Origin of the sequence: Amycolatopsis sp. NPDC051071 (assembly GCF_040682875.1) — a bacterium.
In the GTDB taxonomy this organism is placed as follows: Bacteria; Actinomycetota; Actinomycetes; order Mycobacteriales; family Pseudonocardiaceae; genus Amycolatopsis.
Genome location: NZ_JBFBBY010000034.1, coordinates 44,877 through 60,492 on the forward strand (window position 1 = coordinate 44,877; position 15,616 = coordinate 60,492).

19 protein-coding genes, 1 tRNA gene and 1 pseudogene are annotated in these 15,616 nt (G+C 65.7%); 13 read left to right on the forward strand and 8 right to left on the reverse strand.

The window, feature by feature from the left end; all coding sequences use genetic code 11:
• Positions 1–22: 22 nt before the first annotated feature.
• Complete coding sequence (locus AB0M65_RS14380; RefSeq protein ID WP_364026738.1) at positions 23–1,246, forward strand: glycoside hydrolase family 18 protein; 1,224 nt, start codon at positions 23–25, stop codon at positions 1,244–1,246.
• A gap of 4 nt (positions 1,247–1,250) precedes the next feature.
• Here the strand turns inward: AB0M65_RS14380 and AB0M65_RS14385 are convergent, their stop codons facing one another.
• Both AB0M65_RS14385 and AB0M65_RS14390 read right to left on the reverse strand, forming a co-directional pair.
• Positions 1,251–1,934, reverse strand: coding sequence for a class I SAM-dependent methyltransferase (locus AB0M65_RS14385; RefSeq protein ID WP_364026741.1), 684 nt, complete (start codon positions 1,932–1,934; stop codon positions 1,251–1,253).
• A 57-nt stretch (positions 1,935–1,991) separates the two neighbouring features.
• Positions 1,992–2,180 (reverse strand): hypothetical protein, encoded by a 189-nt coding sequence (locus tag AB0M65_RS14390; RefSeq protein WP_364026744.1) that lies wholly within the window; start codon positions 2,178–2,180, stop codon positions 1,992–1,994.
• Between the two features lie 387 nt (positions 2,181–2,567).
• Between AB0M65_RS14390 and AB0M65_RS14395 the strand changes: the two genes are divergently transcribed.
• The gene (locus AB0M65_RS14395) at positions 2,568–2,939 is read left to right on the forward strand and encodes a hypothetical protein (protein WP_364026747.1); all 372 of its coding nucleotides are present in this window, start codon (positions 2,568–2,570) and stop codon (positions 2,937–2,939) included.
• Between the two features lie 257 nt (positions 2,940–3,196).
• On the opposite strand, the gene AB0M65_RS14400 is transcribed toward AB0M65_RS14395, so the two are convergent.
• Entirely contained in the window at positions 3,197–3,808 is a 612-nt protein-coding gene (locus AB0M65_RS14400) for a response regulator (RefSeq protein WP_005157321.1), read from the reverse strand.
• Between the two features lie 173 nt (positions 3,809–3,981).
• On the opposite strand from AB0M65_RS14400, the gene AB0M65_RS14405 reads away from it, so the two are divergent.
• Together AB0M65_RS14405 and AB0M65_RS14410 are read left to right on the forward strand one after the other, a co-directional pair.
• A tRNA-Leu gene (locus AB0M65_RS14405) sits at positions 3,982–4,058 on the forward strand.
• Positions 4,031–4,294: a hypothetical protein gene (locus tag AB0M65_RS14410; protein ID WP_364026752.1), complete on the forward strand. Its 264-nt coding sequence runs from the start codon at positions 4,031–4,033 to the stop codon at positions 4,292–4,294. The genes AB0M65_RS14405 and AB0M65_RS14410 overlap by 28 nt, the downstream gene beginning before the upstream one ends.
• A gap of 567 nt (positions 4,295–4,861) precedes the next feature.
• On the opposite strand, the gene AB0M65_RS14415 is transcribed toward AB0M65_RS14410, so the two are convergent.
• The 3 genes from AB0M65_RS14415 to AB0M65_RS14425 all read right to left on the reverse strand — a co-directional run bounded on the left by AB0M65_RS14415 (position 4,862) and on the right by AB0M65_RS14425 (position 7,334).
• The gene (locus AB0M65_RS14415; RefSeq protein WP_364026755.1) at positions 4,862–5,161 is read right to left on the reverse strand and encodes a recombinase family protein; all 300 of its coding nucleotides are present in this window, start codon (positions 5,159–5,161) and stop codon (positions 4,862–4,864) included.
• The gene (locus AB0M65_RS14420; RefSeq protein WP_364026758.1) at positions 5,113–5,955 is read right to left on the reverse strand and encodes a recombinase family protein; all 843 of its coding nucleotides are present in this window, start codon (positions 5,953–5,955) and stop codon (positions 5,113–5,115) included. The genes AB0M65_RS14415 and AB0M65_RS14420 overlap by 49 nt, the downstream gene beginning before the upstream one ends.
• A gap of 195 nt (positions 5,956–6,150) precedes the next feature.
• Positions 6,151–7,334, reverse strand: a protein-coding gene (locus AB0M65_RS14425; protein WP_364026791.1) for an IS3 family transposase whose coding sequence is annotated in 2 segments (ribosomal slippage) — positions 6,151–7,070 and positions 7,070–7,334 — 1,185 coding nt in all. Because the reading frame shifts where the segments join, the coding sequence is not laid out codon by codon here.
• A gap of 84 nt (positions 7,335–7,418) precedes the next feature.
• Here AB0M65_RS14425 and AB0M65_RS14430 point away from each other — a divergent pair.
• The 4 genes from AB0M65_RS14430 (at position 7,419) to AB0M65_RS14445 (ending at position 11,016) form a co-directional block, all read left to right on the forward strand.
• The gene (locus AB0M65_RS14430; protein WP_364026761.1) at positions 7,419–8,420 is read left to right on the forward strand and encodes a group II intron reverse transcriptase/maturase; all 1,002 of its coding nucleotides are present in this window, start codon (positions 7,419–7,421) and stop codon (positions 8,418–8,420) included.
• Positions 8,421–8,729: 309 nt separating this feature from the next.
• Positions 8,730–9,695: an alpha/beta hydrolase gene (locus AB0M65_RS14435; RefSeq protein ID WP_364026764.1), complete on the forward strand. Its 966-nt coding sequence runs from the start codon at positions 8,730–8,732 to the stop codon at positions 9,693–9,695.
• 279 nt (positions 9,696–9,974) lie between these two features.
• The gene (locus AB0M65_RS14440; protein ID WP_364026767.1) at positions 9,975–10,169 is read left to right on the forward strand and encodes a hypothetical protein; all 195 of its coding nucleotides are present in this window, start codon (positions 9,975–9,977) and stop codon (positions 10,167–10,169) included.
• A 631-nt stretch (positions 10,170–10,800) separates the two neighbouring features.
• A complete protein-coding gene (locus AB0M65_RS14445; protein WP_364026770.1) occupies positions 10,801–11,016 on the forward strand; it encodes a hypothetical protein in 216 nt (71 codons plus the stop codon).
• A gap of 150 nt (positions 11,017–11,166) precedes the next feature.
• Here AB0M65_RS14445 and AB0M65_RS14450 read toward each other — a convergent pair whose 3' ends face one another.
• Positions 11,167–11,631: a hypothetical protein gene (locus tag AB0M65_RS14450; RefSeq protein WP_364026773.1), complete on the reverse strand. Its 465-nt coding sequence runs from the start codon at positions 11,629–11,631 to the stop codon at positions 11,167–11,169.
• A gap of 722 nt (positions 11,632–12,353) precedes the next feature.
• The gene (locus AB0M65_RS14455; protein WP_364026776.1) at positions 12,354–12,575 is read right to left on the reverse strand and encodes a hypothetical protein; all 222 of its coding nucleotides are present in this window, start codon (positions 12,573–12,575) and stop codon (positions 12,354–12,356) included.
• Positions 12,576–12,903: 328 nt separating this feature from the next.
• On the opposite strand from AB0M65_RS14455, the gene AB0M65_RS14460 reads away from it, so the two are divergent.
• The 5 genes and pseudogenes from AB0M65_RS14460 to AB0M65_RS14480 form a co-directional block, all read left to right on the forward strand.
• Complete coding sequence (locus AB0M65_RS14460) at positions 12,904–13,089, forward strand: hypothetical protein (protein WP_364026779.1); 186 nt, start codon at positions 12,904–12,906, stop codon at positions 13,087–13,089.
• A 290-nt stretch (positions 13,090–13,379) separates the two neighbouring features.
• Positions 13,380–13,514, forward strand: a complete 135-nt coding sequence (locus AB0M65_RS14465) for a hypothetical protein (RefSeq protein ID WP_364026782.1) — start codon at positions 13,380–13,382, stop codon at positions 13,512–13,514.
• Positions 13,515–13,685, forward strand: a complete 171-nt coding sequence (locus tag AB0M65_RS14470) for a hypothetical protein (protein WP_364026785.1) — start codon at positions 13,515–13,517, stop codon at positions 13,683–13,685. It abuts the gene before it with no gap.
• Positions 13,682–14,557: a hypothetical protein gene (locus AB0M65_RS14475; protein ID WP_364026788.1), complete on the forward strand. Its 876-nt coding sequence runs from the start codon at positions 13,682–13,684 to the stop codon at positions 14,555–14,557. Before AB0M65_RS14470 ends, AB0M65_RS14475 begins: the two co-directional genes overlap by 4 nt.
• 856 nt (positions 14,558–15,413) lie before the next feature.
• Positions 15,414–15,616: pseudogene (locus AB0M65_RS14480) on the forward strand (peptide chain release factor-like protein); the annotation flags it as partial.

Here is a 15,616-nt window from a genome sequence, read left to right on the forward strand (position 1 = left end):
GTCCAGACGAAAGGCCTTTCCCGTGCGACCGAAGAAACTCACGTCACGACTCGGCTTATGCCTGGCCGCGGTCTTGTTGCTGCTCCCCGTCTCCCCCGCTTCCGGGACACCGGAGACCGAGGCCGTCCCGGCACCGGGCCGGCCGGTACTGGAGGCGTTCTGGGGTGGCACGCCACCCGCGGATCAGGTGCCGTGGGAAATGCTGAACACCCTCACCTACTGGTTCGCCTCCCCGGCAGGCGGGCGGTGCAGCGTCCCGGATGCCAAGCAGCGCAAGGACATCGACAGTCTCGCGGCGGTGAAACGCGACCACCCCGGCCTGACCGTGCTGATTTCCATCGGCGGCTGGGCCGCGCCGGGATTCGGCGCCGGTGCCGCGACCGCGGAATCCCGGCGCGCCTTCGTCAAGTCCTGTGTGGACAACTGGCTGAGCGTGTTCCCGGCCGGGCTGGTCGACGGTTTCGACGTCGACTGGGAGTTCCCCGTCTCCGGCGGGCTGCCCAGTATCGGCAACTCACCCGCCGACCGCGCGAACTTCACCTTGCTGCTCAAGGAGTTCCGGACACAGCTTCGGCGCTATGCCCGTGCGCACGGCAGGCCCGCCCGCGCCATGAAGATCTCCGCGGACATCCCGGCGGGCCGGGTCCAGGACGACGGCACCGGCACCGGTGGCGCGCCCTACGACGCGGCGAGGAGTTTCGACCTGCGCGAGGTCGGCAGACTCGTCGACATCTTCAATTTGATGACGTACGACTTCTGCACGGGCTACTCGAAGTTCTCCTGTTTCAACGACCCGCTGGTCAAGCGGCCCGGCGATCCGAACGACGAGTACAACAACAACGCCGGCGCACTGAAGTACATGACCGAGCACGGCGTCCCGCGCGAGAAAATCGTCCTCGGCGTTCCCTTCTACGGCCGCGCGTTCACCGTCACGTCGACCGCGAACGACGGGCTGTACCAGCCGTATACGGCCATGCGGTTCGTCGACTACAAGGTCCTCATGAGCCCGGAGTGGGCCGGTGACGCCGGCTTCCGCAAGGGCTGGGACCCGGTCGTCCGGTCGCCGTACCTCTGGAACCCGGAGAAGAAGGTGTGGGTGAGCTACGAGAACCCGCGATCGATCCAGGACCGCTCGCTGTTCGCGAAACGCCAACGCTTGGCGGGCATGATGATGTGGGAGCTGGGCGCCGACGATCCGCAGCACAGCCTGCTCGCCGCGATGACCGGGCCCTGGCTCCGGTACTGAACGATCAGTCCACGATCGCGGCGATCTCCCACAACCCCAGCGACTTGTCGGCGTAGGCCCCGTTCTCCTCGGTACAGCCTTCGACCAGTACCTCCAGCGGTGCCGGGAACCCGAACGGTTCCCGGCACAGGTTCACCGGCCTCCAGTCGCCCGACACGATGTCCACGTTCGTTTCCAGTTCGGTGAAAGTCGTGGTGAGCAGATACCGCGCGCCACAACGGCGGAGGTTGCGCAACGCCCGCCCGATATCGGCGAAACTCAAATGCACCAGGCAGTCCCGGCACAGCACCAAATCGGCTTCCGGCAGCGGATCGCCGGTCAGGTCGAGCAGCAGGAACTCCCGCACCGGATCGCCGGCGAACCGCGCGGCGTTCCGCTCGACCAGGTCGGCGACGATGTCGGCCCCGATGTACCGGTCGAGATCGAGATCCACCTCGCTGAGCCAGCCAAAGTCCCCGCACGGCAGATCGAGCAGGGTCCGCACGCCGAAGCGATCGAGAAGCCCCGGCAACAGGTCACGCAGCCGCTGGGTCTGAGCCCACTCCGACCCCGGCCCGGAAACCGACGAGGAACTCCAGAGCCGCGATCTGAAGATATAGGTGAAACGATCCCGGTTTTCCATGCGTTCGAGCTCGTCGGCGACTCGCCGGAAGTTCAGCTGCGCTGTCGTGATCGGTCGTTCGTCCACACCTTCATCGTAGAGGCGACGGTGAACCGCCCACGTGTTGCGGAGGGCACCGCGCCCCTAACACACTTCAGCGAGCGGCGGCGCGACGCAGCACGCACCCGTGAAGCAGCCGAAAACCACGTCTGCCGCCTGGTTGCACCAGTTGTCGAACCGGTCGATGGTGAAATCGGCCTGCCCGGCTTCCGGGGCGGCGATCCCGGAAGCGGCGAACAGCGACCGGACATTGTCGACGACGGTGGTCTGCATCGAACTCCCCTTTATTCGGTGAACAACCAGTACCGGAATCGTGCCCAGTGCCACCGGGTCGCGACCAGTGCACGCGCCACCGGAGCCCTGTGCCTTTCGGCTAAGCCAAAAGGGTCAAGCGCCCGTTTCCTTACCGTGGTGGTCGGCGGGATCCAGCCCGCCTTGAGCTGGCAAACCGCCCCAAGTGATCCTTTTTCGCACCAGGACGGAAAACGGAATCATTATTTCCATCACCCGCGGGAGTATGGCGAAAAGCCCCGGCGTTCCGCCACGAACAAGGCCGGATGCGACGCTCACCCCCGAAGGTGATCTCTACCGAGTGCGGAATTGCGGAACACCGAGCCGGACAAGGCGGGAAATGACAAGGGCTCGCCTAGTTTCGAGTGAGTGCGGGTCGCCGGAAGCCTTGGCGGGACTTCGCAGATCGTCGAGCAATTCAAGTTGGCGGCCGTGGTCGCCGCGAGGCTCGACGGGAAGACCTGGGCGGAGATCGCGTACACACGCGACGGCGCGACAGCGCCGTCCGCGAGAGCCCAGTACTGGCCCGCCGTCGCGCGGTCACGAGCGGATCCCTTCCCTCGCAAGACTCCCGGCGCGAGGGCATGCCGGGACATACGGCGCAGACGTCCTTCCGCCTCCGCCCGCCGCAGGTCCCGGACTCGCAACCCGGCGATCCCGGCCCGCCCGCCGAGTCAAGGACACTTCCGCCGTCCGGGTACCTGGCGCTCGTCACCGGGCCCGCCGTGCACGCCCGGCTGAAGATCGCGGAACGGCTGGTCGCCGCCTACGAGCGGATCGCCGCCCTCGGCCACGTGGGTCAGACGGACTGTGTGGATTTTGGATCACCCAACGCGTCAAAATCCACACAGTCACCGGATGCCCTTCGGCCCGATAGACCGAATCACCACTCACAAAGGTGTCCGTGGCAGGACTGCACCTGCGCCCGAATGCCGTGAAGGCCCCCTTTCCTACCGTCAAAAGTAGAGAAGGGGGCCTTCACGGCAAGTCGGGATCCGTCAGCCGATGCTCTCGACGACGGCCTCGGCCACCGCCTTCATCGTGGTCCGGCGGTCCATCGCGGTGCGCTGTATCCAGCGGAAGGCGTCCGGCTCGGTGAGACCCTGGCGGCTCATCAGCAGGCCCTTGGCCCGGTCGATGACCTTGCGGGTCTCGAGCCGGTCAGTGAGGCCCGCGACCTCGGACTCGAGGGCCTGGAGCTCGGCGAACCGGCTCACGGCCAGCTCGATGGCGGGCACCAAATCACGTTTGGCGAAGGGTTTGACTAGGTACGCCATCGTGCCCGCGTCCCTGGCCCGTTCGACCAGGTCGCGCTGACTGAACGCGGTCAAGATGACCACTGGCGCGATCCGGTCGCCGGTGATCTTGGACGCGGCCTCGATCCCGTCGAGCTTGGGCATCTTGACATCGAGAATCACCAGGTCAGGCTTCAATTCGGTGGCCAGGTTGATGGCCTGCTCACCGTCTCCGGCCTCACCGACGACCTCGTAACCCTCTTCGCGGAGCATTTCGACGAGGTCGAGACGGATGAGCGCCTCGTCCTCGGCCACGAGCACCCGCCGCTGAGGTGCGGCGACGGCACCATTGGCCTCGGCAGCCTGCTCGGTCACCGGGGTCCTCCTGAAGGGTCGTCGGGCAGTTCGGCTCGCGGGTGATCCGCGAACTCGAAGCCTACCGGGAACGATCCAGTTGGCGAGATGGCGTTCACCACGTCAGACGGTCGTCACACTCCCGGGCCCGGCGGAAGCCGCGTACCCATGATCCCGTAAAGTTCATCCGGCACGCCCCCGTAGCCCAACTGGCAGAGGCAACGGATTCAAAACCCGTCCAGTGTGAGTTCGAATCTCACCGGGGGCACCAACAACTACCCCACAAGCAGTTCCAGCCCGCTGGGCTGGAACTTTCTGGGGATTCATGGGCTCGGTGATCCTCTCCGCCGCCTGAGCGATCTCGGGCAGCTGGTCTGCTGGGAGCTTGATCGTCATTGTCGCACGCTCACCGTCGTCGTGAACCACGATCGCGAGCTGGACCGCCTCGAAGAGGGCCTTGAGGTACTGCTCCGGCGCTTCGATCAGGTTCATCGCCAAGCGAGGTAGAGCGTCGATCAAGGACAGTTCACCACTGGTCGGTCCGCTCGTCTGATCCACCTGATCCGCTTCGTCCAGGGCCGCGTTCTTCGTTCGCAGACGCTTGTCCTCGACTGCCAGCTCGTTGTAGCCACCGCGCAAAGCCATCGTGAACGGGTCGTCCGGGTCTCCCTGCTGCGCCTGCTTGAGGATCGACGCCTGCTGTTTGGTGATCTCGACGAGTCTCCGCCGGATCCGCTGCCGCTCGGATGCCGCACGATCGTCGGTGCCGACCAAGTCGGCTTCCAGGATCAATCTCCGGTCAGATCCGAAGACTCGTTCGGCGAAGAACTTCGCGACGGCCTCGAGCAAGGCATCCTCACGCAGGTAGAGAGCCTTCTCATGCTCGATGAACCGATCGGACCGGCCCCGGTTGTTGTTGCTGGGCCTGCAGAGGTAGTACGGCCGTTCATGGCGTGACTCACCGACCATCCGCCGCCCACAGGAGTGGAACAGATGCCCACGGAGCCGGTACGTCTTGTTGACAACGGGGTTCTTGTTCGGGATCTCCGCGTCGCGAGAACCTTGCTTTCCCTTTCAGCCGGCGTTGATCGCGTCGTACATCCACTTCGGAATCAGCGGCTCGTGCGCGGGAGCCGACGACCAGACCCACTTGACGGGATCGTTGACCTTCCCGCTGCGTGATCGTGTCGCTCGCCGGTTGTAGACCTGGTAGCCCGTGTATTTGGGGTTCCGCAGGATGTCATAGACGCTGGAGCGACCCCAAGCTCCGCGCGCCCGCCGCCCTCCAGGAGGTATCGGAGGCGGATACTTGGCGAGATCCTCGTTCAGCCGGTCGCGATCGTGTCGCAGCCGACACCTTCGTAATACCGCCACAGAGCCATCTGTGTGACCGTCTCGCCGCGTAAGCCATCCGGTTCGAGTCGTGTCTTCGTGTAGCCCTTGGCCGCTTTGACCTGGTTCGGGTGTTTGAAGACCTTTGCCTTGTAGCCGTGGCTCGGTTTGCCGATGTTCCAGCCTTCCCGAACGTGGGTGCACAGTCCGCCCCACGACTGTTCGAGCGTGTTCAGCACTTCGTACTCGGCCACGGACTGGTTAATCCGGCGTTGCAGAATCCGCTGCGCACGGCTCCCGGAGACCGTGATGGGCTCGTTCGAGGCAAACAGCGGCACGTCGTTTCGCTCAAGCTCACGCTCGACCGACAAACCCTCGAAGGCCCGACGGGCGACCCGCGCGATATTCTCGCAGATCACGACATCGAACCTGCGCTTCGGGTCAGCCGACTCGGCCAGCAGGTCGGCGATGCCCCCGTCGCGCGCGATGGGGATGTCAAATCGGTCGTAGTTCTCGCCCTTCCCCCGAGCAGCAAGATCCATTCGTCCTGACTCGACGTCGTAGAAGTGGGCGACGATCACCCACGACTCGGGGATGGCGGCTTTCGAGTTGCCGAGCTGGCGCACGATGGACTGTCGGGGATCCTGCTGGTCCTCTGTGGATGTCCTCGCCAAGAACGCCACACGGACTCCGTCGCGCAACAAGACGGTCGGCATGCCGAGCGGGGACACCGCGTAGTCTGAAAGCCCTGACGGGCCGGACACCGGAATCTGCGTCCCTCTGCCCAGTAGAGCCGGACCAAGGTTGCCGGCAGTCAACTCGTCGGGCGACATCATGGGTTCTCGTGATCCTCTTCGAATTCGTTGGACATATTTTCGCGGGCCCACCGCAAAAGATGAGTGACGGCCGACGCCAGTCGCGTTCGAATCCGCTCGGCTTCGAAGCCATGAGTTCGTTCGACGTGACCGGAAAACCTGCGGCTGTTACCGCTGATGAGCCCCGAGGCTTCCGGACAGTGATTCAGGGTGAATCTATGCTGCCTGCATCCCGTTCAAGCACTCGATGTGAATCTCGCGCGGGGTTTTGTATTTATGGCCTGAGTGGAGACGTCGTGTATTATAGCGAAATTCAATATAGTCCGCAATGTCTCGGCGCGCATGCTCCAGATTGGGGTATTCGGTGCGGTGCACCCGCTCGTTCTTTAAAGCCGCGAAGAATGACTCGGCCATGGCGTTGTCGTAACAGATCCCGGTCCGGCCGACCGATTGCCTGATACTGAGCGATTTGAGAGTCTTAGCAAACTCGGTGGAGGTATAGTTGCTGCCGCGGTCGGAGTGGAAGATCGCATCATTGGCAATGACCTGAGTTCGCGCCGCCATGTCGATCGCCTCAGAAATGAGAGGCGTTCTGTAGTTGTCGTCCATGGCCCAGCCGACAACCGCCTTGGTGTGACAATCAATAACGGTCGCCAGATAGAGCCACCCCTCCCAGGTTGGGATATACGTGATATCCCCGACCATCTTGACGCCTGGCGCGTCAGCGGTGAAATCCCGGTCGACGAGGTCAGGGATGAGACCGCTGGCACCGGACTCGGTTAGACTGAAACGCCACGGTTTCGGCTGGCAGGCCACCAGATCCAGCTCCCGCATCACCGACCGCACCAGCTCCGGACCAGCTCGGACACCCCACCGCCCGAGCTGGGCGTGAACGCGTCGATAGCCATAGGTTTCATCCGAGTCGTCGAATGCCTTCTGAATGAGAAGTTTCAGATGTTCACGCCGCTCAGCCGTGGCTGACTCCGGTCGGGATCGCCACTCGTAGAACCCGGATTTGGACACGCCGAGATGGCCGCACATGAATGTGACTGGGTAGGCGCACTTCTTCTCTTCAACCTTGTGCGACTCGATGAACTCGTACTTATCGGTCACTGTTGATTCTGAGCAAAGTACGCCGCACATTTTTTTAGGAACTCATTCTCCATCTTGAGTTCCCGGGTCTGACGCTTCAACTCTTCCAGTTGAGCTCGCTCGTCAAGATCCAACGCCGGCTCATCGTCCGCGTGATCCTGCCGATACTTGTTAACCCAATTCCCTAGGGTCTGCTCACCGATGCCGAGCTCCCGGGCGACCTGAGCCGTCGGGCGTGACGTCTCGATCACCATCTTCGCGGCCTGCTCCCGATACTCAGGAGAGAACCTTCTACGTTTCGACGACACCAGCATCCTCGCTCCCAGAAGTGGACCTTAGTTGATCCACTGTCCGGAAGCTTCGGGGCGGCTCAATCAAGCGTGCCCGCAGACGTGGAGACCAAGTCGCGCTGCGTCAGCTACGTAGGCAGCGGCACAGCCTGCCAAGCAAGGATCCCCCCCCCCGAGATCCCGGTTACCGGCGACTGCGCTACTGCCGCTACGCAGACGACCACCTGCTCGGGTTCACCGGGCCAAAAGGCCGAAGCCGAGGAGATCAAACAGCGCCTCGCCCAGTTCCTCCGTGACGACCTCAAGCTGGAGCTGTCCGAGGACAAGACGCTGATCACCCACGCCCGAACGGGCGCGGCGAGATTCCTCGGTTACGAGATCACAGTCCTGCACAACGACCGTAAGATCACACGAGGAAAACGGTCAATCAACGGGGTCATCGCACTGCGCGTGCCCCGGGATGTGATCAAAGCCAAGTGTACCCCGTTCCTCGTCCGCGGATCACCCGATCTGCGGTCCCGGCTGGTGAACGATGACGTCCACACGATCATCCGAACCTACGGGGACGAGTACCGGGGGCTGGTGGAGTACTACCTGATGGCCGGCGATGTCCACCGACTGAGCCGGGTGCGGTGGGTCATGGAGACCTCGCTGCTCAAGACGCTGGCCTGTAAGCACGGTTCGACGGTGTCGAAGATGGCGGCTCGGTTCAAGACCACCATCAAGACGCCCTACGGGCCGCGCATCTGTTTCCAGGCCAGTGTCGAACGTGACGGTAGAAGTCCACTGGTGGCACGGTTCGGTGGTATTCCATTGCGGCGCAAGAAGAACGCGGTCCTCACCGACCGCTATCCTCTCCCGGTCACCGCCCGTCGCAAAGAGCTGATTACCCGGCTCTTGGCGGGCAAGTGCGAGATATGCGGGCTGACCGGCACGGTGGATGTTCACCACGTCCGCAAGCTCGCCGACCTCGACAGACCGGGACGGCCACAGCCCGCGTGGGCGCAACTCATGGCGAAACGGCGACGCAAGACCCTCGTGGTCTGCCCGCTCTGCCACGACACCATCCACGCGCGGCAACCAACCACGACACCCACGCAGTAGTCACTGGAAAGCCGGATGATCGGGAAACCATCAAGTCCGGTTTGGGAGGGGGTCGTCGGGAAAAGGGCCAGCTCTGCTGGCACCTCGCCCGACGGCCTACCTTGCCCAGTCGGCGACCCCGATTTGCTGCGATGGTGGTGGTTCCGGGCCCGCCAGTGGGAGACTTGGAGTCGGGTGCGGACCGTCGCTACGGTCCGGACGGCCGCCGCATCCGCCCGCCTCGGCACGTGATTCACCGATGCGCCAGTGGTTCGGCTCCTCGGCACGTCCGGCACGTCGGCGGGAACAGGTCACCCGAGATGAGGTCACATGGGCAACGCCGAGGCCAACCCGAACCCGTCGCTTCCGATATCCCGCCGGACCCTGTTGCAGGGAACCGGGCTCGCCCTCGGCGGCACGGCCCTGGTCAACGGGACCGCCGACGCGCACCCACCGGGCGTTCCGGTCCCAGGCCCCGGCAGCCCGGTGCGCCCGATCCCGGTGCCCGAGCAGGTTCCGGCTACCCAGGGCTGGTTCCAGGTGCCCGGGGCGCGGCTGTGGTACTGGGACACCGGCGGGCCCGGTGAGCCGGTGGTTCTGCTGCACGCTCTGAGCGGCAGTGGCGAAAGCTGGCCGTACCAGCAGCCGTACCTCGCCCGTGCGGGGTACCGGGTCATCGGCTACTCGCGTCGGGGGTACGCCAACTCGCCGGTGCAGGACCCGAACAATCCGAGGAGCGGCATCGAGGATCTGCACGACCTCGTGGAGTTCCTGGGGGTCGGGAAGTTTCACGTCGTCGGCGTTGCCGGTGGCGGCTGGTACGCGATGGACTACGCGCTCAACCACCCGGACCGGTTGCACAGCCTGGTGATCGGCGCGTGCGTGCTTCAGGTCCGGGAGCGGGACTACCAGGACATGGTGGAGCGGTTGCGGTCGCCCGAGGTCGACGCGCTGCCCATCCACTTTCGGGAGTTGGGCCCGTCCTACCGCGCGATCGACCCGGACGGTGTCGCCAGGTGGCTGGACATCCATCACCGGGCCGGGCCCAACGGGATCGTCCAGCCCAGGGCGACCTCGCTGAACTGGGCCGTGATCGAACGGCTCACCGTGTCCACCCTGCTGCTTTGGGGGGACGCCGACCCGCACACGTCACCGCCGGTGCAGCGTCTGCTGGCCGGGCACTTCCGCAGGGTGAGCACGATGGTGGCCAACGAGTGCGGGCACAACGTCCACTGGGAACGGTCGGACGTGGTCAACCCCGTGCTGCTGAACTTCTTCCGGGCCAACCGGCACTGACCATCCGGGCCACGGGGCGATCCATTGGGCCCGCCGAACGTGTCGTGGGATCGCTCGCGCACCTCTCAAGCCCATCGGATGGGGGGTGAGGCCAGGGGCAGCGGAACAGGAACAAGGGACGGGCGGCGGAGGGGTTCGGCGGGTGGCCGAACTACTTTGACGGCGCGCACCGCCCACCAGTAGGGCGATCCGGCCGCCCGGCGTTCAGCGGGACAACATGAACACCGCCACCAACCCGAACTCCCGCTGGCTGTTCCCGGCCGACGCGCAGGACAACCGATGCACCCCAGATCACTCGGCCCGCTGCTGACCGGGCTCGGCATCCCCATCACCACCGGACGCACCGCGGCCATCGAACACCACGTCCTGACCATGCCGGCCCCCGTGGTCGCTGACGCCCTCGGCTACCACCCCGTCACCACCGCCAAAATCGACACGAGAGCCGGAACCACCTGGAACCGCTACGCCCCCTGACCGCAGCATGGCGACACCGGAAAACGCGCGCCGGGCAAGGTCAGCGCCGCGTAGACGGCCTCCGACGAAGGCGGGGTCCTCTACGAATTCACCTGCCGAGCGGTCGCTTCGCCATCCGCTGCCGGGGATCTCCGCGTCGGCCTGGTGCCGCACGGCCGGGTTGCCGGCGGCCGAGCAGTACTAGTCGGACGGGGACGAGCGCCTGTTCCGCCGCGGAAACAACGTCGGCTTTGACGCCTTCGTCCGAGCTCTGCCACCCGAGCACAGGCCCGCAAGGTCTTGCTCCGGCTGCACGCTCGCGTCCAGGACGGCCGGTGCGCGGCCTGCGGCACCGTGCCGCCACGGCTGATACTCGGTCATGACCACGACCCGCGCTCTGCCGCGGCGCGCTCTGCGACCGTTACGATGGCTCCGCAGGTGGCAGGCGGTCCGGTTCGGCGAAGCCAGCGCCTGACCACGATCAGGTCCTCGATGTCACCCGTACGTGGGCTACCCGGCTCGCGTTCGCACCATCGCGGCCGGGATCGGAGCACGATGAACAACCGTGACCGAGAGCCCGACATCTGGTCTTGCCCGTACGCTCGCAGAAGCCCAGCGACGGTGGCAGAACGCGCCACCGACCAGCCTTACTTTGTCGCGCGGGGACGCGTGGCTGCTGCTGACCACCGCACAACTGCGGTGCCGGGACACCAACCTCACCCTCGACCTGGCGCGCGACCTCCACCGCGTCGGCCGCGCCATTCAGAACGCCGTGTGCGCCCCTGATGACCAGAATTTGCACCAGATCGCCGAGAGCGGGTGGGACCCCGCCTCGGAGACCGCGCTGGCCAGCGGCGAGCACACCTAGCCCGCCCGCCTTCGGCGTGGACGTGGCGGGCGTGCGCGAGCAGCGCCAGCTCAGCGGCGTCCGGACCGGGCAGCACCCGCAACGGCGCGATCCGCAGCTCGGCCAATAACTATAATGGAGCGGATCGCTCAACGTTATGGGCGACCCATCCTAACAGTTGGGAATGACGCATTCGAGAAAGTAGTTGACCTGCGCATGGCGTTCGTTGTTTCCCTGGGCAGTCATCTTGAACAGCCCGCCAGCTGTGCCATCGAAGGAATTGGAGCCGGAAAAGGGAACGTTCCAGTGCGCGTAGGCGTAGCCTTGACCTCCTGACCTTTCGATGGTGTAGGTCACCCAGCCTTCGGTGCCGGTGAGGACCCCGCAGCTGTCGGACTGCCAGTAAACCGCGGTATGAGGTTGGATCTGGCTGGGCGGATAGGTGTTCCAGCACCCATGGTCAAGGCCGGACGCCCTGAAAGTCAGGACGTGATTGGTCTGGTTGAACAAGGTCACGTAGGCCGCGAACGCCGACGCCGGTCTCCTGTGGGAGACCTCGGCCGATGCCCCGGTGGACAGCAGTGCTGTCAGCAAAAAGGCGGCAGGCAGCGCCAGGAACACACTCATCTTTTTCATAACACTCCTTGTGACAGATAGTTGACCGGCTACGCATGTTTGGCCAGTTCGCGAACCCGCTTCGATGATCAGCTTCGTTCGCTTCACACACTTCAGACACTCCAGCATTGCGCCGATGGCAATATCTGTCCATACCTCCCACTAACCCCGCCGAATATGGCCCCTTCCGGGTCGCTAAACGGGCGAGAATCAATGCCCAAATGGGCGGCCTGCTCCTCGAGTTGATACCGAACGGACACCGGCTACCCCGTCCGTCGACGCTCCTCCTGAGCCCGCACGGAATCCCGAGCTGCGCGCTCAAATCTAAATCACGACCGGCCGTCGGCGACGCCGATTCGAACACCGCGTCGCCGGCGCCGGCCCGCCGCATGACCACTACGTCCTGCCCGTGCTGCCGGAACCCTTAAGGAGAAAACCGGCAACTGGACCACCAATTGGCCGAGCGAACAACTGCACTCTGGCAGACTCTGCACCCGCTGCACCCTGTCCGACCGAGTGGCCAGCCTCCTCGACGACGGCACCGGACGCATCCGCCCTGAGTTGGTGCCGCTGCACGCCAAGCTCATCTCGGCGGAGAACCCGCGGATCGAGTTGAACTAGCTCGACGGGCGTCCGCCGAACGCTGGCGCGGCCGCGAACCTGCTGCGCGGCCTGGGATGTGGCGAGATCGCCCTCACGCACGAGCATTTCATCAGCTCTAACCCTGGCGAGCCGCCTCGCACCTACGAGACTTGCTCATGACCTGCGGCCTGCTGCTTATCATCGACAAGCAGGTCTGCATGTTCGAGCAATGGCTTGCCAAGCACCTCGGGGGCATCACCGACCTCGATCACGCACAGATTGTCCGCAGGTTCGCCACCTGACACATCCCGCAGCATTCGGTCCCGCGCCGACCGCAAGCCCATCACGCCGGGCGGCTGCCAGTTCGTCGGCGACCAGGTCAATCACGCCACCGCGTTCCTCTGCTGGTGTCCTGTCCGCTCGAACCTTGCGGAAGTTCGCCTCGCTGACCTGCTGCCCGCAAAGTAGGTCCGGACGGTGATCGCTCGGGTTGTCCGGACCTAGCTTGCGGATTTGTCAGCGTCGGGTGGGTCAGGCTGGGTGAAGGCGCTGCCGAGCAGCGTGCTGGCACGCGCGCGTGTTTCTGGAATTTCGCGTTTGGTGTAACAGGATTGCTCTGATTGCCGATTTTGCTGGATGGGCGGTGCGCGCTACTCGCTCCCATCTGGAGACCTCACCATCGTTAGTGAGACCGATCAAAGGAGTAGCGTGATGACCTTTCGCCAGCGCATCGGCGCGAGCCTGGGCGTTCTTGCCGTTGCCGTGACCCTGAGCCTGACCTCTGGAGGCAGTGCCTCGGCAGCTGACCTCGACCTCGACGTGAACACCGGAAACATCCTGAATGCCAACGTGACCACGCAGGTCACCGGTAACTCTGTTTCGGTGAACGTGCACTGATTCCGCACCCGGCAGCAATCGGGATGGATCGACCTCCGGCGCCAGGTGGTGATCGCCGGCGCCGGGGGCTCCATATCGTCGCGGAATCTGCGAGATCGTCCGGGCGCGCGATCAGCGCAGCGTGTTCGCCTGGACGGGCATTTTCGCGAGGGCGCGGCGTTCGTCGGGGAGTAGTGGCCGGCCGCCGGTGGTCGGGGCGCCGATCGTTGTCGCGGTTGGGCCAGGGGTGGCGGGCGGTGCAGCGCTGGGGTTCATGGCGCAGCGCCAGTCAGTCCGGTGCAGGGTCGACAGTGACTGGGCAGGCCGTCGACGTGGAGGACTACTGGACGGAACTGGCGGTCGGTACCCGGCTCGCGGCCGAGGTCACCGCGGGCCGCTGGGTCGTGGTGGCCCGGCTGCTGCGAGCCGGTGCGGTCGGCGACTGATTGGAGGTCGGCACTGCGCTGGGAGTCAGCGGCCCGGACGCTGCCGCCGGGTTCGCCGAGTGGCTGGGCGGGCAGGTCCGCCTCTACCAGGACACGGGAATCGGGCTGAGCGTCGCCGAGGCCGACGACCTCGTCCGGCTGGCTGACGTCGTGAACAACGGTGACCGGTGAGCGCTCCGGTGCACGAGAAGCTGGTGCGCCAGATCCGGGAACTGTTCGATCAGGCGCGGGCGGGAGGCCAGCCCCTGCCGGGCAGGCCCACACTGGCGAAGCTAGCCGGCGCCACGGAACACCGGGTACGGATCGCGGTGGCGGAACTGACCGCCGACGACGTCGCGACCGGTGACCAGCCCGCCAGTGCTGGCGTCACCGGCCGCCAGGACAACGCCATCCCGGTCACCAGCGGCCCCGGCAGCGACCCCGGAATTGACGAACCGCCATCCGCCGACCCGGTCGTCACCGCCCCTGCCGCATCGGTTGCGGACGGGTCGGTGGCGCCGGTCGGGACGCTGGCGGCCGACGTTGGCGACAACCTCGCCAGTCCGACCGCCACGACCATCAACGCGCCCTCGTCTGGTACTGCGGCCGAGTTAGCGGTGAGGACGGCAGCAGGCGCAAAGGTGGTGTCCTGGGCGGGGTTCGTGTTCGGGTCGGTGATGTCGGTGGCCGCGAACGTGCTGCACACCTGGCTGCCCGCCGAGCGGTTTCCGCCGGGCTGGAGCCCGGGAATCGCGGCGCAGATCGGGTCGGCGGTCTGGCCGATCGGGCTGCTGCTGTCGGTGGAGGTGCTGTCGAGGGTCCGCTGGCCAGACGGGTGGGCGTGGCGGTTCGCCCGGTTCGGCGGGACCGGCACGGTCGCGCTCGGGTCAGCGGTGATCAGCTACGGCCATGTGCACGACCTGTTGCTCGTCTGGGGCTACAGCGCCATCGCCGCGTACGTCGGTCCCCTCGTACTGGATGGGCTGATGGTGATCTCCGGGTTCGCGCTGCTGGCGATGAGCGCCGCCAGCGATGGCCTGGACGGGGTCGGCCGTGGCCGGTGACCAGGTGGTGGGACCAGAAACGACACCACCACCGCCTACTTCTCCGGGACCGGAACGGCCGTCGGCGCGGCGTGGACCGGGCAAAGTAGCAGGCCCAGCCGCCGTGACCCAGGCGACCGCTGCGCGGTCGGCGCACGCGCCGAGCCTGGACCGCGGCGTTGGACCCTGCTGCCCGATCCTGGTCCACGCTCGCGCTGACTAGGAGTTCCCGCATGTCCGACACCAGCCCCGACCCTGCCCACACCACCACTGGCGACGTCTCTGCAGACGGCGCCGGCGAGACAAGCGCCAGCTCGGGAACCGAACTGGCGACCAGCACCCGCCAGTACCGTCGCCACCGCTGGCGGGAACGCCGCGCTGGATGGTGAGCTGCTCAGTGAGGAGGAGTACCGGCGCCGCCGGGCACGCCGGGTGGTGGCGGTGGCGGTCGCCAGGTTGCCGCCGCGGTGGCAGAGCGCCGCCACCGCCCGCCACACCGGCCTCCGCCTGGCGGGCACGGTCGCCAGGGCGCCGATCCGTTACCCCGCCGCTGTCGCGCGCGGTACGGCGGTTTCTGCGCGGGCGTGGTGGACCTGGGTACGGGTGGAGGACTTCTACACCGCCGCGAAAAGCGCGAACAAGCTCGCCGACCGGTTCGACGAGATTCACTCGCACCGGGCCCGGCGCCGCTGGTGGACCCTCGTCATCCTCACCGTGGGCGCCGGTGGTCTGGTGACCGTCGAACTGATCTACGGGCCGGTCATGTGGTGGATCGCCGCCACCGCGTTGTCAGTCACGCTCGCCGCGGCGGGACGGCGCAAAGACGGCTCGCCAGGACGCAAGAACAAACGGTGGCACGGTACCTGCTGCGCTGGACCAGGTCGAGATCGACCCCAACGACCTGCGGATCGACGTCTACCGCTCGTCCGGTCCCGGTGGGCAGGCCGTCAACACGACCGACTCGGCGGTGCGTATCACGCATCTCCCGACCGGCGTGGTCGTCTCGTGCCAGAACGAGAAGTCGCAGATCCAGAACCGCGCCCGTGCCTTGCAGGTGCTGCAGGCCCGCCTCCAGGCGAT

Coding starts and splice junctions, on each gene's coding strand:
- AB0M65_RS14450 (WP_364026773.1), bottom strand. CDS start 11,631: ATGAAAAAGATGAGTGTGTTCCTGGCGCTGCCTGCCGCCTTTTTGCTG.
- AB0M65_RS14440 (WP_364026767.1), top strand. CDS start 9,975: ATGCACCCCAGATCACTCGGCCCGCTGCTGACCGGGCTCGGCATCCCC.
- AB0M65_RS14460 (WP_364026779.1), top strand. CDS start 12,904: ATGACCTTTCGCCAGCGCATCGGCGCGAGCCTGGGCGTTCTTGCCGTT.
- AB0M65_RS14420 (WP_364026758.1), bottom strand. CDS start 5,955: ATGATGTCGCCCGACGAGTTGACTGCCGGCAACCTTGGTCCGGCTCTA.
- AB0M65_RS14435 (WP_364026764.1), top strand. CDS start 8,730: ATGGGCAACGCCGAGGCCAACCCGAACCCGTCGCTTCCGATATCCCGC.
- AB0M65_RS14390 (WP_364026744.1), bottom strand. CDS start 2,180: ATGCAGACCACCGTCGTCGACAATGTCCGGTCGCTGTTCGCCGCTTCC.